Annotated in this window: 16 protein-coding genes and 1 pseudogene; 7 read left to right on the plus strand and 10 right to left on the minus strand. The window is 60.6% G+C overall.

What is annotated here, in order from left to right:
• Positions 1–13: 13 nt before the first annotated feature.
• The 3 genes from rsmB to def form a co-directional block, all read right to left on the minus strand.
• Positions 14–1,324: a 16S rRNA (cytosine(967)-C(5))-methyltransferase RsmB gene (gene rsmB, locus AOC04_RS20320; RefSeq protein WP_060696360.1), complete on the minus strand. Its 1,311-nt coding sequence runs from the start codon at positions 1,322–1,324 to the stop codon at positions 14–16.
• Positions 1,321–2,280: a methionyl-tRNA formyltransferase gene (gene fmt, locus AOC04_RS20325; protein ID WP_060696361.1), complete on the minus strand. Its 960-nt coding sequence runs from the start codon at positions 2,278–2,280 to the stop codon at positions 1,321–1,323. The genes rsmB and fmt overlap by 4 nt, the downstream gene beginning before the upstream one ends.
• A gap of 211 nt (positions 2,281–2,491) precedes the next feature.
• Positions 2,492–2,998, minus strand: coding sequence for a peptide deformylase (gene def / locus AOC04_RS20330; RefSeq protein WP_060696362.1), 507 nt, complete (start codon positions 2,996–2,998; stop codon positions 2,492–2,494).
• Positions 2,999–3,394: 396 nt separating this feature from the next.
• Here def and dprA point away from each other — a divergent pair, with 396 nt between their 5' ends.
• Positions 3,395–4,492 (plus strand): DNA-processing protein DprA, encoded by a 1,098-nt coding sequence (dprA, locus tag AOC04_RS20335; RefSeq protein WP_060696363.1) that lies wholly within the window; start codon positions 3,395–3,397, stop codon positions 4,490–4,492.
• Positions 4,493–4,527: 35 nt separating this feature from the next.
• Positions 4,528–5,085, plus strand: a complete 558-nt coding sequence (tsaC, locus tag AOC04_RS20340) for an L-threonylcarbamoyladenylate synthase type 1 TsaC (RefSeq protein WP_060696364.1) — start codon at positions 4,528–4,530, stop codon at positions 5,083–5,085.
• Between the two features lie 96 nt (positions 5,086–5,181).
• Here tsaC and AOC04_RS20345 read toward each other — a convergent pair.
• A pseudogene (locus AOC04_RS20345) lies at positions 5,182–6,158 on the minus strand (NADPH:quinone reductase).
• 162 nt (positions 6,159–6,320) lie between these two features.
• Between AOC04_RS20345 and hemF the strand changes: the two are divergent.
• Entirely contained in the window at positions 6,321–7,247 is a 927-nt protein-coding gene (gene hemF / locus AOC04_RS20350) for an oxygen-dependent coproporphyrinogen oxidase (RefSeq protein WP_060696365.1), read from the plus strand.
• A complete protein-coding gene (gene aroE / locus AOC04_RS20355) occupies positions 7,247–8,068 on the plus strand; it encodes a shikimate dehydrogenase (protein WP_060696366.1) in 822 nt (273 codons plus the stop codon). Before hemF ends, aroE begins: the two co-directional genes overlap by 1 nt.
• An 83-nt stretch (positions 8,069–8,151) precedes the next feature.
• Here the strand turns inward: aroE and AOC04_RS20360 are convergent, their stop codons facing one another.
• Together AOC04_RS20360 and betC are read right to left on the minus strand one after the other, a co-directional pair.
• A complete protein-coding gene (locus AOC04_RS20360; protein WP_060696367.1) occupies positions 8,152–9,720 on the minus strand; it encodes a SulP family inorganic anion transporter in 1,569 nt (522 codons plus the stop codon).
• A gap of 153 nt (positions 9,721–9,873) precedes the next feature.
• Positions 9,874–11,382 (minus strand): choline-sulfatase, encoded by a 1,509-nt coding sequence (betC, locus tag AOC04_RS20365; RefSeq protein ID WP_060696368.1) that lies wholly within the window; start codon positions 11,380–11,382, stop codon positions 9,874–9,876.
• Positions 11,383–11,494: 112 nt separating this feature from the next.
• Here betC and AOC04_RS20370 point away from each other — a divergent pair, with 112 nt between their 5' ends.
• The 3 genes from AOC04_RS20370 (at position 11,495) to betT (ending at position 15,081) form a co-directional block, all read left to right on the plus strand.
• Positions 11,495–12,406, plus strand: a complete 912-nt coding sequence (locus AOC04_RS20370; RefSeq protein WP_060696369.1) for a choline sulfate utilization transcriptional regulator — start codon at positions 11,495–11,497, stop codon at positions 12,404–12,406.
• 29 nt (positions 12,407–12,435) lie between these two features.
• A complete protein-coding gene (locus AOC04_RS20375) occupies positions 12,436–12,762 on the plus strand; it encodes a DOPA 4,5-dioxygenase family protein (protein ID WP_060696370.1) in 327 nt (108 codons plus the stop codon).
• Positions 12,763–13,122: 360 nt separating this feature from the next.
• Entirely contained in the window at positions 13,123–15,081 is a 1,959-nt protein-coding gene (gene betT, locus AOC04_RS20380; RefSeq protein WP_237178969.1) for a choline transporter BetT, read from the plus strand.
• A 90-nt stretch (positions 15,082–15,171) separates the two neighbouring features.
• Here betT and AOC04_RS20385 read toward each other — a convergent pair whose 3' ends face one another.
• The 4 genes from AOC04_RS20385 to AOC04_RS20400 form a co-directional block, all read right to left on the minus strand.
• Positions 15,172–15,912 (minus strand): SDR family oxidoreductase, encoded by a 741-nt coding sequence (locus tag AOC04_RS20385; protein WP_060696372.1) that lies wholly within the window; start codon positions 15,910–15,912, stop codon positions 15,172–15,174.
• Positions 15,913–16,114: 202 nt separating this feature from the next.
• Positions 16,115–19,177, minus strand: coding sequence for an efflux RND transporter permease subunit (locus tag AOC04_RS20390; RefSeq protein WP_060696373.1), 3,063 nt, complete (start codon positions 19,175–19,177; stop codon positions 16,115–16,117).
• Positions 19,174–20,256, minus strand: coding sequence for an efflux RND transporter periplasmic adaptor subunit (locus AOC04_RS20395; RefSeq protein ID WP_060696374.1), 1,083 nt, complete (start codon positions 20,254–20,256; stop codon positions 19,174–19,176). Before AOC04_RS20395 ends, AOC04_RS20390 begins: the two co-directional genes overlap by 4 nt.
• Positions 20,253–21,344 (minus strand): efflux RND transporter periplasmic adaptor subunit, encoded by a 1,092-nt coding sequence (locus AOC04_RS20400; protein WP_060696375.1) that lies wholly within the window; start codon positions 21,342–21,344, stop codon positions 20,253–20,255. The genes AOC04_RS20395 and AOC04_RS20400 overlap by 4 nt, the downstream gene beginning before the upstream one ends.
• Positions 21,345–21,476 lie beyond the last annotated feature (132 nt).

A 21,476-nucleotide genomic window follows, 5' to 3' on the forward strand; every position in this document is an offset into this window, starting at 1 on the left:
AGTCCCTTGTCGATTAGCCGCGGGCGGCTGCGATCTTGATCAATTTGGCGTAATAGAAGCCATCGTGTCCGCCTTCCTGGGCCAGTAACTGGCGCCCGTGGGGCTGCTTGATGCCGAACTGGCCGGCGATATCCAGCTCGCGGGCACCCGGTGTACGGGCGAGGAACGCCTCGATCACTTCGGTATTCTCGGTCGGCAACGTCGAGCAGGTGGCGTAGAGCAAGATGCCACCGACTTCCAGGGTTGGCCACATCGCGTCCAGCAATTCGCCTTGCAGCGTGGCGAGTGCGCCAATATCGTCCGGCTGGCGGGTCAGCTTGATGTCCGGGTGACGACGAATCACCCCGGTCGCCGAGCACGGCGCATCGAGCAGAATGCGCTGGAAAGGCTTGCCGTCCCACCACGTGGCGGTGTCACGGCCATCGGCTGCAATCAGTTCGGCGCTCAGGCCCAGGCGCTCAAGGTTTTCCCGTACCCGTACCAGGCGTTTGGCTTCCAGATCGACCGCCACCACGCCGGCCAGTTTCGGCTCGACCTCAAGAATGTGGCAGGTCTTGCCGCCCGGGGCGCAACAGGCATCGAGCACCCGTTGGCCCGGCGCCAGATCCAGCAGGTCGGCGGCCAGTTGCGCGGCTTCGTCCTGAACGCTGATCCAGCCTTCGGCAAAGCCCGGCAGATTGCGCACATCGCAGGGTTCAGCCAGCACGATGCCGTCCTGGCTGAATACGCAGGGCCGGGCTTCGATACCGGCCTCGACCAGCAGTTGCAGGTAGGCATCGCGGGTTTTATGGCGACGGTTGACCCGCAGAATCATCGGCGGATGAGCATTGTTGGCGGCGCAGATGGCTTCCCATTGTTCTGGCCAGAACGCTTTCAGGGATTTTTGCAGCCAGCGCGGGTGCGCGGTGCGCACTACCGGGTCGTGTTCCAGCTCGACCAGCAAGGCTTCGCTCTCGCGCTGTGCATTACGCAGCACCGCGTTGAGCAGGGCTTTGGCCCAGGGTTTTTTCAGCTTATCAGCGCAGCCCACGGTTTCGCCAATGGCGGCATGGGCCGGAATGCGGGTGTATAGCAGCTGATACAGACCCACCAGCAGCAACGCCTCGACATCAGCGTCGGCGGCCTTGAACGGTTTTTGCAGCAGTTTGTTGGCCAGCGCCGACAAACGTGGTTGCCAACGGGCGGTACCGAATGCCAGATCCTGGGTCAGGCCGCGATCACGTGCCTCAACCTTGTCCAGTTGCAGAGGCAACGAGCTGTTGAGCGATGCTTTGCCGTTCAGGACTGCAGTCAGTGCCTTGGCGGCGGCCAGGCGAGGATTCATTGCGCGTTTTCCGTTTGACCGAGGGTGATGCCGACGGCGAATTTCTCACGGCGACTGTTGAAAAAATCGCTGAAGTTCAGCGCTTTTCCGCCGGGCAATTGCAAACGTGTCAGACACAACGAGCCCTCCCCGCAACCGACAATCAGACCGTCTTTGCTGGCCGCAAGGATCTGCCCAGGGGCGCCTTGTGCGTCAGCAACAGTAGCGGCCAGCACTTTGAGTGCTTCGCCATTGAGGGTGCTGTGGCAAATTGGCCAGGGGTTGAAGGCACGAACCAGACGCTCAAGCTCAATTGCCGGGCGGTTCCAGTGGATGCGCGCTTCATCTTTATTCAGCTTGTGGGCGTAGGTGGCCAGGCTGTCGTCCTGCACTTCACCTTGTAGCGTGCCTGCCGCCAGGCCTGCGATCGCTTCAATTACCGCTGGCGGGCCGAGCTCGGCCAGACGGTCATGCAGGCTGCCACCGGTGTCTTCGCCGGTGATTGGAGTCACGGCCTTGAGCAGCATCGGGCCGGTATCCAGACCCGCCTCCATGCGCATCACGGTCACGCCGCTTTCGCTATCGCCCGCCTCGATGGCGCGTTGAATCGGCGCGGCGCCGCGCCAGCGTGGCAACAAGGAAGCATGGCTGTTGATGCAACCCAGACGAGGAATATCCAGCACCACTTGCGGCAGGATCAGGCCGTATGCAACCACCACCAGCAAGTCGGGCTTGAGTGCAGCGAGATCGGCTTGTGCCTCGGGAGCACGCAGTGTGGGCGGCTGCATGACGACGATATTGTGTTCCAGCGCCAGTTGCTTGACCGGGCTTGGCATCAGCTTCTGCCCGCGCCCGGCCGGGCGATCCGGCTGGGTGTAGACCGCGACGATCTCGTAAGGGCTGTCGAGCAGCGCCTTGAGGTGTTCCGCGGCGAATTCCGGGGTGCCGGCAAAGACGATGCGCAGTGGCTCAGTCATGAATTACTCACTTGGAATGGGGGGGCGGGAGTAATCCCGATAGATGCCTGTAGTCGCTGTCGAGGTACGAGGCTGCGATCAGGTTCGATGCAGCTCTCGTCAATCACTCAACCTCGGTATGCCAGGCACTTGGGAATAGCTGGCTTAACGGGCTCTGCCCGATCGCAGCCTTCGTGCCTCGGCAGCGACTTCAGAATTGAGATACGGACTATCAAGCGTTCTGGCGGTGCAGTTTTTCCAGCTTCTTCTTGATCCGGTCACGCTTGAGCGTAGACAGATAATCGACGAACAGCTTGCCATTGAGGTGGTCGCATTCGTGCTGGATACACACGGCCAACAGGCCTTCGGCGATCATTTCGAAAGGTTTGCCGTCACGGTCCAGCGCCTTGATTTTTACGCGCTGGGGACGGTCAACGTTTTCATAGTAGCCCGGTACCGAGAGGCAGCCTTCCTGATACTGGCCCATCTCATCGGTGAGCATTTCAATCTCGGGGTTGATCAACACCAGAGGTTCGCTGCGGTCTTCGCTCAGGTCCATGACGACGATGCGTTTATGCACGTTGACCTGAGTCGCGGCCAGGCCAATGCCCGGCGCCTCGTACATGGTTTCAAACATGTCATCGATCAACTGACGGACTTCGTCGTCCACAACCGCCACGGGTTTGGCGATGGTGCGCAGACGCGAGTCTGGGAATTCGAGGATGTTTAAAATAGCCATAAGTTTGATTGATGCACTGTGTGAAAGATTCAAAAACGGTTGTCAGGTGGTCCTGAGGACTTCGGGCAACCTGTGCAAAACGTCTCCTTCAGAGAGAGCCCGCTCGGGCTCTGGCGTTTCACGCGAACGCACATAATAAAGGGATTCAGCAACGGATGAAACGACTAGCTGCCGGGCTGCCCGTGACAAGTCAGGGTCGCGGGGTGTCGCAGTTTGAAACCTATGTCCGCAGCCTCGGCCAGGCACTTGGCTAAGATTGGGTTTGTACGCGTCATTTCAAGGACCAAGCAGCCGCTCAGTCCGGCCTTTTGCAGGATTCTCCCAACAACTTGTCAACAGACTTATCCACAGGTTGTGCCTTTCTTGAAAGCGCTGAAACAGATCAAGGATGATCCCATGCCGCTGTCTGAAATATCCCCTGCAGAACTGGAAGCCCGCCTGCGTCTGCATCTATTGCCCGAGGTCGGGCCCCGGCGTTATTACACCCTGCTCAGTGCGTTCGGTTCGGCCAGCTCGGCGCTTGCTGCTCCCGCCAGTGCATGGTGCGCACTGGGGCTGCCGGCAGCCTGCGCCCAGGCCAGGCGCAGCCCGCCAGTCCGTGAGGGTGCCAGCGCTGCATTGCGCTGGCTTGAGGGCTCCAGCCACCATGTGTTGCTACATGGCCAACCGGATTACCCGGCGTTATTGGCTGAGCTGGGCGATGCCCCGCCCTTGCTATTCGTGGCAGGAGACCCTTCCATTCTGGAAAAGCCGCAGTTGGCGATGGTCGGCAGCCGACGGGCCTCAAGGCCGGCTCTGGACACCGCCGCTGCCTTTTCCCGTTGCCTGGCCGGGGCCGGATTTGTGATAACCAGCGGGCTGGCAGTGGGTATCGATGGCGCGGCACATGAGGCGGCGCTGGGCATTGGCGGGCAGACCGTGGGTGTGCTTGGCACCGGTCTGCAAAAACTTTATCCACAGCGCCATCGCGCTCTGGCCGAGGCAATGATCGCCAGCGGCAGTGCAGTGGTTTCGGAGTTTCCTCTGGACGCCGGGCCGCAACCGGCCAACTTCCCGCGGCGCAACAGAATCATCAGCGGTTTGTCACTGGGCGTCCTGGTGGTCGAGGCCAGCGTTGCCAGCGGTTCGCTGATCACCGCCCGGCTGGCTGCCGAACAGGGGCGCGAGGTCTACGCGATACCGGGCTCCATTCACCATCCGGGCGCACGAGGGTGTCATCAACTGATTCGTGATGGCGCCACGCTGGTTGAAACCGTCGAGCACATTCTTGAAGGGCTGCGTGGCTGGCGCTCGATGCCTGTATCCACAGCAGGACTGTTTACGCCAAGTTGTCATCCGTTAGTGCAATTGTTGCAGGCAGCGCCTCATACCAGCGAAGCCCTGGTCAGCGCCAGCGGTTGGGACCTGCCCCGACTATTGGCCGCGCTGACCGAACTGGAGCTGGAGGGGCATGTGGTGCTGGAGGGGGGGCGTTGGTTTGCTCGCGCCAGCTAAGTACACTGCGCACAGCACATATACGGAGACATTCAATGATCAGCACCTGGCGCGTCCAGCAAGCGGCAAGAGCCATTCGCGCAGGCGCGGTGATTGCCTATCCAACCGAAGCTGTATGGGGTTTGGGGTGTGACCCGTGGGACGAAGAAGCGGTAGAGCGTTTGCTGGCGATCAAGTCGCGGCCTGTGGATAAAGGCCTGATTCTGGTGGCCGACAATATTCATCAGTTCGACTTTCTGTTCGAAGACTTCCCGCAGACATGGCTCGACCGCATGGCAAGTACCTGGCCGGGGCCCAATACCTGGCTGGTACCGCATCAAGGCTTGTTGCCGCAATGGATCACCGGTGTTCACGACACCGTGGCCCTGCGTGTGAGCGATCATCCGCAGGTGCGCGAATTGTGTTCGCTGGTGGGCCCGATTGTTTCGACATCGGCCAACCCGGCAGGATTGCCTGCAGCGCGCACGCGGCTGAAGGTTGAACAGTACTTTCGCGGGCAGATCGACTACGTACTGGGCGGCAATCTGGGCGGGCGGAAAAATCCGAGCCTGATCCGTGATTTGGCGACCGGCAAGGTAGTACGCCCGTCCTGATAAACCTTTACCTGTAGGAGCGAGCTTGCTCGCGAGCTCTGGGCGATTTCAAGGATAAGCTCGCGAGCAAGCTCGCTCCTACAGGAGTAGGGGGTATCAAGGCACCAGAATCGTTGATCCGGTCGTGCGGCGTGCCGACAACTCGGTCTGCGCCCTGGCCGCGTCACTCAGCGCAATACGCTGGCTAATGTCGATCCTGATTTTGCCGCTGCGGATCATCCCGAACAGCTCATCGGCCATCGCTTGCAGTTTTTCAGGGCTGTTGGCGTAGCTCGCCAGGGTTGGACGGGTCACGTAGAGCGAGCCCTTCTGCGACAAGATCCCCAGGTTCACCCCGGTCACCGCGCCCGACGCATTGCCAAAACTGACCATCAGGCCGCGTGGCGCCAAGCAATCGAGTGAGGTAAGCCAGGTGTCTTTGCCTACACCGTCGTATACCACGGGGCATTTTTTGCCGTCGGTCAGTTCCAGTACCCGGCTGGCCACGTCTTCATGGCTGTAGTCGATGGTTTCCCATGCGCCCAGTGCTTTGGCGTGAGCGGCCTTTTGCGCCGAGCTGACCGTGCCGATCAGCTTCACACCCAGGGCGTTTGCCCATTGGCAGGCAATTGAGCCAACGCCACCGGCGGCTGCGTGGAACAAAATGGTTTCACCGCCTTTGAGTTCGTACGTCTGGCGCAGCAAGTACTGGGTCGTCAGCCCTTTGAGCATTACCCCGAGGCTTGCTCAAACGAAATATCGTCGGGCAGCTTGACCACATTCGCGGCAGGCAATACGTGCAAGTCGCTGTACGCGCCCAACGGGCCGGTGCCGTATGCCACGCGATCGCCGACTTTAACGTTGCGCACTTCACTGCCGACCGCATCGACAATGCCTGCACCTTCATTGCCCAGCCCGGATGGCAGTTCAGGCAGCGGGTACAAGCCGCTTCTGTAGTAGGTATCAATGAAGTTCAGGCCGATGGCATGGTTGTGCACGCGCACTTGCTGCGGGCCCGGCTCGGCGGGCTGGTAGTCGACATACTCAAGTACTTCCGGTCCGCCGTGGTTCCGAAACTGGATACGCTTAGCCATCTGCACTGTCCTTGCTCAATTGACGAGGCCACTATCCAACGCTTAAGCGTGACCTTCGTCAACTGCGGTGAAGCAGGGTGCGGTGTTATGCTAGCGGCCCTTTGCCGCCGGCCCCGCTCTGAACGAAGTGCCGCGTCGCTTTGCCCGATTTAAGGTGATGTCATGACTACTCGCACCGAGGCTGTAAAAGCCTACCTGCTCGACCTTCAAGACCGCATTTGCAACGCACTGCAAACTGAAGACGGCGCCAGCCAGTTCGTCGAAGACGCCTGGGAGCGCCCGGCAGGCGGCGGTGGTCGCACCCGTGTGATAGAAAACGGCAACCTGATTGAAAAAGGCGGGGTTAACTTTTCCCACGTGTTCGGCAGCGGCTTGCCACCGTCTGCCAGCGCCCATCGCCCAGAGCTGGCAGGGCGAGGTTTTGAAGCGCTTGGCGTGTCGCTGGTGATCCATCCGCACAATCCGCATGTGCCGACCTCCCACGCCAACGTGCGCTTTTTTATTGCGGAAAAAGAAGGCGAAGAGCCGGTGTGGTGGTTTGGCGGCGGCTTCGACCTCACCCCTTACTACGCCGTAGAAGAAGACTGCGTGCACTGGCACCGGGTGGCGGAGCAAGCGTGCGCACCGTTTGGCGCAGACGTGTACCCGCGCTATAAAGCCTGGTGCGACACCTACTTTCACATCAAGCATCGCAACGAGCCCCGGGGTATCGGCGGCCTGTTTTTTGATGACCTGAACCAGTGGGATTTCGACACCTGCTTCGCCTTTATCCGTGCCATCGGCGACGCCTACATCGATGCCTACCTGCCGATTGTCCAGCGCCGTAAAGCCGACGAATACACCGCTAAACAGCGTGAATTTCAGGAATTTCGCCGTGGTCGCTACGTCGAGTTCAACCTGGTCTATGACCGTGGCACGCTGTTCGGCCTGCAATCAGGCGGCCGTACCGAGTCGATCCTGATGTCGCTGCCGCCGCAAGTGCGCTGGGGTTACGACTGGAAAGCCGAACCGGGCAGCGAAGAAGCACGCCTGACAGAGTACTTTCTGCAAGATCGTGACTGGCTGGCACTACCCGAGGAACGTATCTGATGGACCGTTATGTCGTTATCGGTAACCCGATCGCCCACAGCAAATCTCCGGTGTTGCACCGTCTGTTTGCCGAGCAGACTGCCCAGTCCATGCAGTACGACACCCTGCTGGCGCCGCTGGATGATTTTGCTGGCTGCGCTTCGGCGTTTTTCCAGCAGGGACGCGGTGCCAACGTCACAGTGCCCTTCAAGGAAGACGCCTATCGCCTGGCCAACAGCCTTACGCCGCGAGCGCAAAGGGCTGGCGCGGTAAACACCTTGAGCAAACTGGCTGACGGTACGTTGCTGGGTGACAACACTGACGGCGCGGGCCTGGTCCGTGATTTGACCGTAAATGCGGGTTTCAGCCTCAAGGGCAAACGCATTCTGGTGCTGGGTGCGGGCGGCGCAGTACGCGGTGCCCTGGAACCGTTACTGGCCGAGAAGCCGGCATCGGTCACCATTGCCAATCGCACGGTAGAAAAAGCCGAAGTACTGGCCGAACTGTTCAGCGATCTGGGGCCGGTGGCCGCCAGCGGTTTTGACTGGTTGCGCGAGCCTGTCGACCTGATCATCAACGCCACCTCGGCCAGTCTGGCCGGTGAGTTGCCGCCCATTGCCAGCAGCCTGATCGAGCCGGGCAAAACCCTGTGTTACGACATGATGTACGGCAAGCAGCAGACGCCGTTTTGCGCGTGGGCGGTCGAACACGGTGCGGGTCAGGTCATGGACGGTCTGGGGATGCTGGCCGAGCAGGCCGGCGAAGCGTTCTTCCTGTGGCGCGGCGTGCGCCCGGATACGGCGCCGGCACTGGCTGAACTGCGCCGGTTACTGGCGCTGTAACCGGCGCCCAATCCAGTAGGAGCGAGCTTGCTCGCGAGCTCTTGGCTGCTGGTTCAATAGCTCGCTCCTACAGGGGTACAGGTTTATCCCTCAAAAGAAATCGGGCAGTGGTCCGGCCCTTCGAGTTTTTTCAGTTCCTCCACCACCTGCGGCCTCGCCCGGCGCAAGGTCAGGCTGCGGCCCAGGCCGCGCAAGCGCCGCGCTTCCTGGTGGAGCATTTCCACCCCCGAGTAATCGATGAAGTTGATGTGCTGCGCATCGATCACCACCCGCGTGCCCTGGGTGCATTGCAGGCGCACTTGCAGGTAATGGCTGGCGCCGAAAAAAATCGAGCCGCCGACCCGCAAGATCTCCTCGTCGCCATCGCGCCACTGCTGAATGCGCGGACGTGAGGTGCGTTTGAGGTAGAAAAACAGTGAGGCCAGGACCCCGGCATAAATTGCCGTTTGCAGCTCCAGCAGCAGGGTTGCGACGCATGTCAGCGCCATCACCACGAACTCGGCACGACTGACCCGCCACAGCGCGCGAATGCCTCGCGTGTCTACCAGCCCCCAGCAGATCAGCAAAATGCTGCCGGCCATCGCCGGGATCGGAATGTGCGCGATCAGCCTGGAACCCGCTACCGCAAACAACGTCACCCACAGCGCCGAAAACACCCCGGCCAGTGGCGAACTGGCGCCGCCTTCATAGCTCAGGCCCGAGCGGGTGAAGGACCCTGACGACAGGTACCCCGAGAACAACGAGCCCACCACGTTGGACAAACCTTGTGCCCGGCTTTCCTGATTGGCGTCGAGCATTTGCTGCGAACGTGTCGCCAGCGAACGGGCGATCGACAAGCTGGTGACCAGCCCCAGCATGCCTACCGCCACGGCACTCGGCAGCAGGCGCAGAATCGTATCGACATCCAGGGGCAATGGGCTCAAAGGCGGTAGACGGCCGACGAACGATTGCACCAGTTCGACGTGACCAAACACCTGCGGCAGTAGCCAGACCGCCAGGCTGGCGATCACCAGCGTCAGCAGCAAGGTCGGCCAGCGTGGCACCCACAGCTTGAGCACGATGCCCAGCACCAGGGTGGCCAAACCCAGCCCCAGTGAAGCGGGATCAAATTGGCGAACATGGGCGATCAGGGTTAACAGGCTATCCAGGGCCGTGGCCTTGCTCGATAAATGCAGGCCCAGCACGTTTGGCAGCTGGCCCAGTGCAATCACGATGGCCGCACCCAGGGTGAAGCCCACCACCACTGAGTGCGAGACAAAATTGGCCAGCGCGCCAAATTTCAACATTCCCAGCAGCCACTGAAAAATCCCGGCCAGAAACGTCAGCAACAGAATCAGGCTGATGTAGTCCTGCGTGCCGGGTACCGCCAGCGGGCTGACGCTGGCATACAGCACAATGGAAATAGCCGCCGTCGGGCCGCAGATCAAATGCCACGATGAGCCCCACAGGCACGCGATGATCACCGGCACAATCGCGGCATAGAGCCCGTATTCCGGCGGCAGGCCTGCGATCAGTGCGTAGGCGATGGATTGCGGTAACGCGAGAATGGCCCCGCTCAGACCTACCAGTGCATCGCGGCTGACGCTGGCGCGGGTTTGCTTGGGCAGCCAGCTTAGAAATGGCAGCAGGTGGGTGTACTTTGGCCAGGCCATGGGGCTCTCGTCGGGTTAAACAGATTCTCTGCAGGAGCGAGCTTGCCTCGCGATGGTTGTTAACGATAACGCATTGTTTGATAACGAGGCGTCCTCAAGGCTATCGCGAGGCAAGCTCGCTCCTGCGGATCAAGGTTCGGATCGCGCGTCGTTTTAACCGCCGACCTGTGGATAACGCGCCTTGCGCTCAAGGTCATCGAGGTCGATGTGGTTGCGCATGTATTGCTGGCTGGCGTCGACCCAGGGCTGATGATCCCAGCTGGTCAGCTTGCCCGTGGCCAGCGACTGAGTCACCAGGCGACGGCGGCGCTGGCTGGCGAGCACTTGCCGGTGAATCGCCGGAATATCCCATTTGGCCCGGGCCTCGGCCAAAAAGTCGTTGAACAGTGACTGATGATCGGGGGACTGGCTCAGCTCTTCGCGTTCACGCGGGTCGTTGTGCAAATCAAACAGCAGGCACGGGTCGTCTTCGCTGTAGATAAATTTGTAGACGCCCCGGCGAATCATCATCAGCGGGCTGATCGTGCCTTCGGCCATGTACTCGCCAAACACTTCGTCATGCCCCCCTTCGCCCCGCAGGTGCGAGACCAGCGAGCGTCCGTCCAGGTCCAGCCCGGCCTCTAACGTGCCGCCCGCCAGCTCGACAAACGTCGGCAGCAGATCGGCAGTGGAGACCGCCGCGCCAACCCGGGCCGGTTCGAACTGCCCCGGTGCGTACACCAGCAACGGCACCCGGGCGGCCATGTCGAACCAGTGCATTTTGTACCAAAGCCCGCGCTCGCCCAGCATGTCGCCGTGATCGCCGGAAAACACGATAACAGTGTTATCGGCCAGCCCCGTGTCTTCAAGGGTTTGCAGCAGCTTGCCGATATTGTCGTCGATGTAGCTGCAGGCGCCGAAGTACGCACGGCGGGCGTCGCGAATCTTATCCACAGGCAGCGGTTTGTCCCACAGGTCATAAGCCTTGAGCAGACGTTGCGAATGCGGGTCTAGGCTGGCCTGGGGCGGGGTCTCGGGCAGCGGGATATCCTCGTCGCAGTACATGTCCCAATACGGTTTGGGGATGGTGTACGGGTCGTGCGGGTGGGTCATGGAGACTGTCAGGCAAAACGGCCGGTCACCGTCTTCGCGAATATGGTCGAACAAGTATTGTTGGGCCTTGAACACCACCTCTTCGTCGAAATCCAGTTGATTGGTGCGCACGCAGGGCCCGGCTTGCAGCACCGAGGCCATGTTGTGATACCAGGTGGGGCGAGCGTCGGGCTCATCCCAATTGACCGACCAGCCGTAGTCGGCGGGGTAAATATCACTGGTCAGGCGTTCTTCAAAGCCATGCAGCTGGTCGGGCCCGCAAAAGTGCATCTTGCCTGCCAGCGCGGTGCGATACCCCATGCGGCGCAGGTAGTGCGCATAAGTCGGCACATCACCGGGCAAATCAGCCGCATTGTCGTAGGCGCCGATCTTGCTCGGGAGCTGGCCGCTAACCAGGGTAAAGCGCGATGGCGCACACAGCGGGCTATTGCAGTACGCGGCGTCAAACACGACGCCCTGCGCTGCCAGGCGGCTCAGGTTCGGCAGTTTTATCGGGGACGGGCCGTAGATCGGCAACAGCGGGGCGGCCATTTGATCGGCCATGATGAACAGAATATTTTTACGTGACATGAGGGCGGCCTTTCATGATGAAAATTTATGCGAAAGTGCTGGCTGTCAGCATGATGACCTTGAAACACGTGGTAAAACCCATGCACCGCAATGACTAGGATAAGCACAGCTAATGTATAAAGCCTTGGGCGATATATCCCTGGACCTGTTGCGCACCTTTGAGGCAGCCGCCCGCCACCGCAGTTTCACCGCGGCGGCGCTGGAGCTGGGGACGACCCAGCCTGCCATCAGCCAGCAACTTAAACGGCTTGAGTCGCGCCTGGGGATACGCCTGTTTGACCGTATTTATCGCGGCATCGCACTGACCGAGGCCGGGCTTGGCCTGTTCTTGCAAGTACAAGCGGGTTTGCAGCAAATAGACGCCGGCTTGCAGGCGTTAAGCGCACAACCGGCCCGTGAAGTGCTGCAAGTTGCCACCGATTTTGCCTTTGCCGCCTATTGGTTGATGCCTCGCCTGCCGCGATTTCATGCGGCGTATCCGCAAATCGATGTAAGCCTGCTAACCCGTGAGCGCAGCCACGGTGCCCTGCAGGGCGATATCGATGTGGGGGTCCTGTTTGGTCAGGGGCGTTTCAGCCAGGGTGAATCCCAATGGCTATTCAACGAAGAAGTGTTCCCGGTGTGTAGCCCGCGCTTGCTGGCCGGGCAGACGTTGCCTTTATCGGCCCGGGCCCTGGGTGACTTTGCGTTGCTGCAGTTACGTGGCGAACATGCCCGCCAGTGGTTTGACTGGTACCGACTGTTTGACGCTCTCAAGCTAGGCCCGCCCCCGGCGCCCGGCCAGCTGCGATTCGACAACTACACCTTGCTGATCCAGGCCGCGATTGCCGGGCAAGGCATGGCCATAGGCTGGAAGCACCTTGTGGATAACTTGCTGGAGCAAGGGGTGCTGTGCCGGCCTTTTGCCGAATCGGCGCAATCGACCTGCGGCTATTACGCAGTCATGCCTCAGCGCAAACGCCGTAACCGACTGGCCCGGGTCTTCGTCGACTGGATGCTGGCCGAGCAGAATGCAGAGCAATAACCCTATTCATTTCCTGCAGGAGAATCTTTATGCAACGCATCAAGGGTTATCACGCCCACGTATATTTCGACGCTACGACCCTCGTGCAGGCGCGGGCTCTGTGCGAAGAGGCTGCGCAGCTGTTTGGCGTCACCATGGGCCGGGTTCACGAGCGCCCCGTCGGCCCGCACCCGGACTGGAGTTGCCAGCTGGCGTTCGGGCCCGAGCTGATCGGTGTAGTGCTGCCCTGGTTGGCATTGAACCGGCATGGCCTGGTGGTTTTTTTGCATCCCGATACCGGTCATGACTTGCTGGACCACACCGATCATGCGATCTGGATGGGGGCGATAAGGCCACTGAATCTGGCTGTTTTTTGATCAATTGCAAGGCTGTGAAAAAAAACTTCGGTTTTTTTTCACTCCGGCCAATACCTGCAATTCCTGATGACTGGCAAACCCCTGATAGCCCCACGCTATAACGGCTGAACGATGGTCATGGCCATGTGTCATACCTGTGCATGAGCTAACGTATGACACGTAAAGCCGAGGGTAGCGATTAGTTCTAAAAGGCCATCCATGTTTAACTTGAACGGTTATTCAAGTTAAACCGGTGGTCCGCTGCCCGCTCACAACAGGAGGCTTACCTTTGCCGAACGCGCTCTTTTTGCTCTCGTTTTACCTCTACAAGGTGCACATCCAATGAGTGCTCCAGTGACGTCAGAGACGTCTCAAATCCGCATGAACCCGCCGGTGTTTTACTTCGCTGCCGCGTTTATTCTGATCTTCGGTCTAGTAGTCATTGCCATGCCCCAGGCCGCCGGTGAATGGCTGCTGGCGGCGCAAAACTGGGCGGCCAATACGGTCGGCTGGTACTACATGCTCGCCATGACCCTGTACCTGATCTTTGTGGTCACCACCGCGCTGTCCGGCTACGGCAAGATCAAGCTCGGTGCCGATCATGACGAGCCCGAGTTCAGTTACCTGTCCTGGGCGGGCATGCTCTTCGCCGCCGGGATCAGCATCACGCTATTTTTCTTCTGTGTGTCCGAACCCCTGACCCATATGCTGGCTCCGCCCCAAGGCCCGGCCGGTGGTGAAGAGGCTGCGCGTCAGGCCATGCAGTTACTGTTTTTGCACTGGGGCCTGCATGGCTGGGGTGTTTTCGCCTTTGTCGGCATGGCGCTGGCGTACTTTGCCTATCGTCACAACCTGCCGCTGGCGCTGCGTTCGGCGCTGTACCCGCTGATCGGTAAACGTATCAACGGGCCCATCGGCTACGCCGTGGATGGCTTCGGCATTATCGCCACCGTGTTTGGCCTGGGGGCCGACATGGGGTTTGGGGTGTTGCACCTCAACAGTGGCCTCGACTACCTGTTTGGCTTGCCGCACACCCAGTGGGTGCAGGTAGGCTTGATCACCCTGATGATGGGGGCCGCGATTCTGGTGGCCATTGCCGGCGTCGACAAGGGTGTGCGGGTGATGTCCGACATCAACATGCTGCTGGCCTGTGCGCTGCTGCTGTTTGTATTGTTCGCCGGCCCTACCCAGCATTTGCTCAACACTCTGGTGCAGAACATCGGTGACTATCTGGGGGCTCTGCCGACCAAGAGTTTCGACGTATATGCCTATGACAAGCCGAGCGACTGGCTGGGCGGCTGGACTGTGTTCTATTGGGCCTGGTGGATCGCATGGTCGCCTTTTGTGGGCCTGTTCATTGCGCGTATTTCCCGTGGCCGCACCATCCGCGAGTTCGTGTTCGGCGTGCTGCTGATCCCGTTGGGCTTTACCCTGGCGTGGATGTCGATCTTCGGTAACAGCGCCATCGACCAGGTGCTCAATCACGGCATGGTTGCCCTTGGCCAGTCGGCCATCGACGATCCGTCGCGCACGCTGTACCTGCTGCTTGAGACTTACCCCTGGAGCAAAACCGTGATCGCCGTGACGGTGTTCATCAGTTTTGTGTTCTTCGTGACCTCGGCCGACTCCGGCACCGTGGTGCTCTCTACCCTGTCGGCGCGTGGCAACAACGCCGACGAAGACGGCCCGAAATGGCTGCGGGTGTTCTGGGGTGCGATGACGGCCCTGGTGACCAGCGCGCTGTTGTTCTCGGGCAGTATCGATGCGCTGAAGTCTGCGGTGGTGCTCACCTCGTTACCGTTCTCGCTGATTCTGCTGCTGATGATGTGGGGCCTGCACAAGGCGTTCTACCTCGAGTCGCAGAAGCAAATCGCGCAGATGCATTCCCTGGCGCCGGTGTCGCACGCGCGTCGTGGCGGCTGGCGTCAACGCCTGAGCCAGGCTGTGCACTTCCCGTCCCGTGACGAGGTGTACCGCTTTATGGACACCACCGTGCGCCCGGCGATTGAAGAAGTGAGTGCGGTGTTCCGGGAAAAAGGCCTTAACGTCGTGACCCAGCCGGACCCGGCCAATGACAACGTGAGCCTTGAAATCGGCCATGGTGAGGAACATCCATTCATCTACCAGGTGCAGATGCGTGGCTACTTCACACCGTCATTCGCCCGGGGTGGTTTTGGCAAGAAAGAGCAGCTGCGCAACCGCCGCTACTACCGTGCCGAAGTGCACCTGAGTGAAGGCAGCCAGGACTATGACCTGACCGGCTACACCAAGGAGCAAATCATCAACGACATCCTCGACCAGTACGAGCGCCATATGCAGTTCTTGCACCTGGTGCGCTGATTCGGGCAACGGTTTGATGCCATCGCGAACAAGCTCGCTCCTGCAGAGTTGCACAATCCCTGCAGGAGCGAGCTTGTTCGCAATGGGCCTTTAAACCAGGCCGCCATTGGCCCGCAGTACTTGCCCGTTTACCCACTCCGCCGCCGGACTCACCAGAAACGAGATGATTCTGGCGATGTCTTCGGGTTGCCCCAATCGTTCCAGGGGCGGCATTTTGGCGAAGCTCTGGATCTGCTCTTCAGTCTTGCCCTGCATGAACAATTGCGTCGCCACCGGCCCCGGTGCCACGGCGTTCACGGTGATTTGCCGACCCCGCAACTCTTTGGCAAACACTTGGGTCAGCGATTCAACTGCTGCCTTGCTGGCGATATAGATCGCATACCCCGGCAAATTCATGCCCACCGTGCTGCTGGAAAAATTGATGATGCGCCCGCCGCTGTTCAGCCGGGTGGCCGCTTCGCGCAGGGTGTTGAAGGTGCCCCGGGTGTTGATGTTGAAGGTCTGCTCGTACAGCTCATCGCTGTGTTGCGCCAGCGGCAATACCTTGAGCACGCCAGCGTTGTTGATCAGTACGTCGATTTTGCCCAGCTGTTCTTCAGCTTCATCGAACAGCCGCGCAACGTCCGCGGCACTGGCCACATCGGCCTGTACGGCAATCGCCTGATGCCCCGCTCTGTGCAGTTCATCAACCAGCGCTGAGGCTTCATCGGCACTGTTGGCGTAATTGATCACGACAGCAAATCCTTCGCCGGCCAGTTGTCTGGCAATCACGGCTCCGATGCCCCGGGATGCGCCCGTGATCAGGGCGACTTTTGGCAGAGAAGTACTCATGGCAACACTCCATATGGCTAGCTGCACATCTGTGTTTATGCAGATAAAGGGGGGTGAATTCGATACCGGTATTCGGAAATTCCCGACAATCCTCCAGGCCTCTTGTAGGAGCGAGCTTGCTCCTACAGGGGGCGTGCGATCCCCACATCAACAGGCGAAGCAGCCGATGCCTGTCCACAAGGGACATCGCCCTCAGAGGGCATCAGGCATGGGCTGGCGGCGCGTCCTTGCTTTCCTTGATCTTGTACCAGGCCACGTACAGCGCGGGCAGGAACAACAGCGTGAGCAAGGTGGCGGAGATGATGCCGCCGATCATGGCGTAGGCCATGGGGCCCCAGAACACATCACGTGCAATCGGAATCATGCCCAGGCTGGCCGCTGCCGCCGTCAGCAGAATCGGCCGTCGCCGGTGTTGAGTGGCTTGCATGACCGCGTGCCAGGGGTCGAAGCCATCGCGTTCGTACTGGTCGATCTGGGTCACCAGAATCACCGAGTTACGCACGATGATGCCCACCAGGGCGAGAATCCCCAGGATCGCCACAAAGCCCATTGGTGTGCCGGTCGGCACCAGCGCCAGCACCACACCGATCAGCCCCAGTGGCGCCACACTCACCACCAGGAACATCTTCTGCACGCTTTGCAGCTGGATCATCAGGAAGGTGGCCATCAAAAACAGCATCAACGGCACCACCTTGGCGATCGGGCCCTGGGCCTTGGCGCTCTGTTCCACCGTGCCGCCGGTTTGCAGGGTGTAGCCCTGCGGCAGGCTGTCAGCGAACTTGTCGACCTCGGGCTTGAGCTTGGCCACCAGATCGGTCGGCTGCATCGAACCGCGCACCGAGGCTTTGAGGGTCAGGGTGGGGATCCGGTCGCGGCTCCAGATCAGCGGTTGTTCCAGCTCGTAGCGCACAGTGGCAAAGGCCAGTAACGGAATCGAGGTGCCGCTGGGGGTGGTGATTTGCAGGTTCAGCAGGGTCTCCGGGCTGCCACGCTCGCTGCCGACGGCACGGCCGACGATGTTGATCAGGTAGATGTCGTCCTTGACCTGGCTGACGGCTGCACCGCTGACGATGCTGTTCATCACCTTGGCCACGTCTTCGGATGACAGCCCGAACTGGCGGGCCTTGTCCTGGGCGATGTCGATGCGCAGCACCTTGCCCGGTTCGTTCCAGTTGAAGATGGTTTCGCCGACGTTGGGGTTGGCATCCAGTACCGAGGCCAGATCCAGTGAGTATTTGCGCACCAGATCGATGTTTTTGCCACTGACCCTATATTGCAGCGGCTGGCCCACCGGCGGCCCCAGTTCCAGGGTGTGCACAAAGCTGCCGACCCCTACGTACTCTTCACGCAGACGTTTGTTGAGGCGTTCCATCAAGGCATCCCGGCTCTCAAGCCCGGTGCTGACGATCACCAGCTGGGCGTAGAACGGGTTTTGCAGTTGCTGGTCCAGCGGGAGGTAGAAACGAATTGCGCCTTCGCCGATGTACGAACTCCAGCGCACGATATCCGGGTCGCCCTTGAGCGACTCTTCAAAGCGTTGGGTGACCTTGAGGGTTTCCTGAATCGAAGCGTTTTGCGGCAGGTTCAGGTCCACCAGAATTTCGGGGCGGTCGGATGCCGGGAAGAACTGGTTCTGCACCAGCCCCATGCCGAAAATCGCCAGCACAAACATCAGCACGGTGACGCCGATGGTCATCCAGCGATGGCGCATGCACCACAGCAGGCCGTTATCGAAGGTCCGGGCCAGACGTCCGGGTTCCTCGGACTTGGGTTTGACCTTGGCGCTGAGGATATGCACCCCCAGCACCGGCGCAAACAGCACCGCCACCACCCACGACACCAGCATCGCCACGGCAATCACCGCGAACAGGGTGAAGGTGTATTCCCCTGCCGAGCTGTTGTTGAGGCCGATGGGCACGAAGCCTGCCACCGTCACCAGCGTACCGGTGAGCATCGGGAAGGCCGTGGAGTGGTAGGCAAAGGTCGCGGCCTGCTCCTTGGTCTCCCCCAGCTCGAGCCGCGTGATCATCATTTCCACCGTGATCATCGCGTCGTCCACCAGCAGGCCCAGGGCGATAATAAGCGCACCCAGGGATACCCGCTGCATGGCAATGCCGGTGAATTCCATGAACACAAAGACCAGCGCCAGCACCAGCGGGATCGAGATCGCCACCACCAGGCCCGCACGCAGCCCCAGGCTGAGGAAACTCACCGCCAGCACGATCACCACCGCCTCAAACAGCGCGCTGGTGAAACCCCCCACGGCCACCTCGACCACCTGTGCCTGGTCGGACACCATGTGTACGCCCACCCCCACCGGCAGTTCGGCCGTGAGGTCGTCGATGCGTTGCTGCAGCTGTTTGCCGAATTCTTGAATGTTGCCGCCGTCGATCATGGCAATCGCCAGGCCGATGGCAGGCTTGCCGTTGTAATGGAACATGGGCGCGGACGGGTCGACGTAACCGCGGCTGATTTCGGCGATATCGGCCAGCCGGTAGAAGCGGTCGTTGACCCGCAGGTTCACCGCTTCCAGGTCTTCGACACTGTGGAACTGCCCCGAAGTACGAACCGACATGCGCTCGGGCCCGGCCTCAATGACCCCGGCCGGGGTCACGGCGTTTTGCGCCTGCAGGCTTTCCAGCACGTGCTGTTGGTCGAGGCCCAGGGCCGCCAGTTTGCGGGTCGAAAAGTTCAGGTAGAAGGTTTCATCCTGCTCGCCGATGGTCATGACCTTGCCGCGGTTGGGCACATCGCGAATCCCGGTGCGGACCTGCTCCACGTAGTCGCGCAGCTGGCGCATGGTGAAGCCGTCGCCGGTAAAGGCGAAAATGGTGCCGTACACATCCCCGAACTCGTCGTCGAACCCGGGGCCTTGAATGCCCTGGGGGAAATCGCCGCGAATGTCGCCGATCTTTTTGCGCACCTCATACCAGATTTGGGGGATGGCATCGGCCTTGGTGGTGTCCTTGAGGAACACAAAGACCGTGGACTCGCCGGGTCGGGTATAGCTTTGCACGTAGTCCAGCGAGTCCAGCTCTTCGAGCTTTTTCTCGATGCGGTCAGTGATTTGCAGCCGGGTTTCATCGACGGTGGCGCCGGGCCACCGGGTCTGGATGACCATGGTTTTGATCGCGAAGGACGGATCTTCCGCGCGGCCCAGGTTCATGTACGAAAAGATCCCGGCGACCACCGCCATAAACATTAAATACCAGACAAATGACTGATGCTTCAGAGCCCACTCGGACAGGTTGAACTTCCCATTCATTGCGAGCTTTCCTTATCAAGTCTGACTTTTTGCCCGGAGGTGAGGCTGTTGACGCCGGCGCTGACCACGTAATCGCCGCCCTTCAACCCGCCGGCGAGTAACACCGTTTGCCCATCACGGCGCAGCACGTTGACGTCGTGCGGGCTTACGGTTTTGGCGTGCGGGTCGATGATCCAGACGCGGCTGTGGCCGTCGGTTTCCTGCAAGGCGGTGAGCGGTAATTCGAAGTGCTCGGCGATCGGGCTGCTGACGGTCACGCTGACAGAGCTGCCGAGGCGAAAGGCTGGCGGGGTCTGGTCCAGGGTCAGCCGGGTGCGCCGGGTACGGGTGGCACTGTCGGCCTGGGGCGCGATTTCGCGAATGTGGGCTGTGGTGTTGACGTTCGGGTCGAGCTGTCCGGCGACGAGAAACTCAATGCCTTTGGGTAGCGCCTCGGCCAGAGGCCCGGGCAGATCGATCACCGCCTCTTTGATTTCAGGACGCGCCAGGGTAACCACCTCCTCGCCGATGCTCACCACTTGCCCGGCCTCGGCCTTCCACTGGGTGATCACGGCGTCATGATCGGCACGCAGGTCGCAGTAGCTGAGCTGATCCCGGGCCTGATTCACCGCGGCCACGGCTTGTTGCATCGAGGCCGCGGTGGTTTTGAGGTTGGCCTGTGCCGTGTCCAGTTGCGCCTGGGCTCCGACGCCCCGGTTGAACAGTTCTTGCTGGCGACGGGCGGTGGCCTGGGCATTGATCAGTTGCGCCTGCACCTTGGCCAGATCGCCCTGGGCCGAGCGCAGCTGGTTTTGCTGATCGGTGGGGTCGAGGTTGGCCAGGATGTCTCCCTTCCTGACGACTGCGCCCACGTCGTAATAGCGGCGCACGATACGGCCCGGCACGCGAAAGCCAAGAGTGCTTTCGTAGCGGGCTTCGATGTTGCCGGCAAAGCGTCCCAACTGGTCTGCAAGCTGGGGCTGGACCACGATGTACAAGGCCGGGCGAACGGGCTCGGGCGGTTTTTTTTCAGAGCAGCCCAGCAACAGGGCGGCGGTCAACGGCAGGATCCCCAGCCGGTACAGGCTTGGCCGGTTCATAGTTGGGTCCCCTGAGCCGGGGTGGGTGCAACTTCAACCTTCATCCCGGGGTGCAGCAATTGTCCGCCTGCGACCACGACTTTCTCTCCATCTTTGAGGCCTTTGCTGACGATCACGCTGCCGGTCAGGTAGCGCCCGACCTGGACCCGTTGCAAGCGCACATTATTTTGCTCGTCGGCGATCCACACCGCGGGCTCGCTGACGTCCTTGGTCAGGGCTGACCAGGGCAGTTCGATGCTGGGGCTGGCAGGCGGGGTCAGGTTAACGCTGACAATCGAACCCAGATCCATGCCTTTTGGCAACGCATCCAGTTGCACCTTGATCTGCAGGGTGCCGCTTTGTGCCGACACGGTGGGGGTGATTTCGCGGATCTGGCCGTTAACCTTGATCGCCGGATTGCTCAGCAGCGTGACTTGCACGGTGGGGTCTTTGGGCGGCTCGATGAACAGAGACTCATACACGTTGAAGACCGCGTCGCGTGCACCGTCGCGGGCCAGGGTGAAAATCGGCATGGTGGCCTGCACCACTTGCCCGACTTCGGCCTGGCGCGCGGTAATGATCCCCGGTGCCTCGGCGTGCAGCTGGCTGTAGCTCAGTTGCTCGCGGGCGTTGGCCAACTGCGCCTGTGCGGCCGCCAGGGCACTTTGCGCGCTGAGCTGCGCGGCATTGGCAGAATCGTATTCACTTTGGCTGGTATAGCCTTTTGGCAGCAGCTTTTGCTGACGAACAAACGCGGCTCGGGTTTGCACCACCTGGGCCTGTTGTGCGTTGACGCTGGCCTGCGCCGTTTCAACCTGGATTTTCAGGTCTTTGGGGTCGAGGCTGGCCAGCACCTGACTGGGCAGAATGTGATCACCGACATCGACCTTGCGCTCGATGATCTTGCCGCCGACCCGGAATGAAAGCTGGGTTTCGACGCGGGCCTGGATATCACCGCTGAGCTGGATCGGCGGGGCAAACTCGCGGGTGCTGACCTGCTGTACATATACCCGTGGGGCCAGAGGCTCTTTGGGCCCCTCTTTGCCGCAAGCGGTCAGAAGTACCAAAAGGCTCAAGCCCAAAACAGCTTTGTTTCGTGGACCAGCCATGCAAGCTCCTTTGCGTGATGCTGTTTTACATCCGGATACGACAGACAGCGTAGAACAGGGTTCAGGGTCTGTGGGACTCTATGTGCCGCCTGCTTGCCCATTGTGGGAGCCGACTGCAGCCATTTCATCGAG

This window comes from Pseudomonas versuta (assembly GCF_001294575.1).
Taxonomy (GTDB): domain Bacteria; phylum Pseudomonadota; class Gammaproteobacteria; order Pseudomonadales; family Pseudomonadaceae; genus Aquipseudomonas; species Aquipseudomonas versuta.

Excerpts from the sequence above, each read along its gene's own strand:
- aroE (WP_060696366.1), top strand. The coding sequence starts at position 7,247 with ATGGACCGTTATGTCGTTATCGGTAACCCGATCGCCCACAGCAAATCT.
- tsaC (WP_060696364.1), top strand. The coding sequence starts at position 4,528 with ATGATCAGCACCTGGCGCGTCCAGCAAGCGGCAAGAGCCATTCGCGCA.
- fmt (WP_060696361.1), bottom strand. The coding sequence starts at position 2,280 with ATGACTGAGCCACTGCGCATCGTCTTTGCCGGCACCCCGGAATTCGCC.
- def (WP_060696362.1), bottom strand. The coding sequence starts at position 2,998 with ATGGCTATTTTAAACATCCTCGAATTCCCAGACTCGCGTCTGCGCACC.
- AOC04_RS20360 (WP_060696367.1), bottom strand. The coding sequence starts at position 9,720 with ATGGCCTGGCCAAAGTACACCCACCTGCTGCCATTTCTAAGCTGGCTG.
- hemF (WP_060696365.1), top strand. The coding sequence starts at position 6,321 with ATGACTACTCGCACCGAGGCTGTAAAAGCCTACCTGCTCGACCTTCAA.
- dprA (WP_060696363.1), top strand. The coding sequence starts at position 3,395 with ATGCCGCTGTCTGAAATATCCCCTGCAGAACTGGAAGCCCGCCTGCGT.
- AOC04_RS20390 (WP_060696373.1), bottom strand. The coding sequence starts at position 19,177 with ATGAATGGGAAGTTCAACCTGTCCGAGTGGGCTCTGAAGCATCAGTCA.
- AOC04_RS20400 (WP_060696375.1), bottom strand. The coding sequence starts at position 21,344 with ATGGCTGGTCCACGAAACAAAGCTGTTTTGGGCTTGAGCCTTTTGGTA.
- AOC04_RS20385 (WP_060696372.1), bottom strand. The coding sequence starts at position 15,912 with ATGAGTACTTCTCTGCCAAAAGTCGCCCTGATCACGGGCGCATCCCGG.
- AOC04_RS20375 (WP_060696370.1), top strand. The coding sequence starts at position 12,436 with ATGCAACGCATCAAGGGTTATCACGCCCACGTATATTTCGACGCTACG.
- rsmB (WP_060696360.1), bottom strand. The coding sequence starts at position 1,324 with ATGAATCCTCGCCTGGCCGCCGCCAAGGCACTGACTGCAGTCCTGAAC.
- AOC04_RS20395 (WP_060696374.1), bottom strand. The coding sequence starts at position 20,256 with ATGAACCGGCCAAGCCTGTACCGGCTGGGGATCCTGCCGTTGACCGCC.
- AOC04_RS20370 (WP_060696369.1), top strand. The coding sequence starts at position 11,495 with ATGTATAAAGCCTTGGGCGATATATCCCTGGACCTGTTGCGCACCTTT.
- betC (WP_060696368.1), bottom strand. The coding sequence starts at position 11,382 with ATGTCACGTAAAAATATTCTGTTCATCATGGCCGATCAAATGGCCGCC.
- betT (WP_237178969.1), top strand. The coding sequence starts at position 13,123 with ATGAACCCGCCGGTGTTTTACTTCGCTGCCGCGTTTATTCTGATCTTC.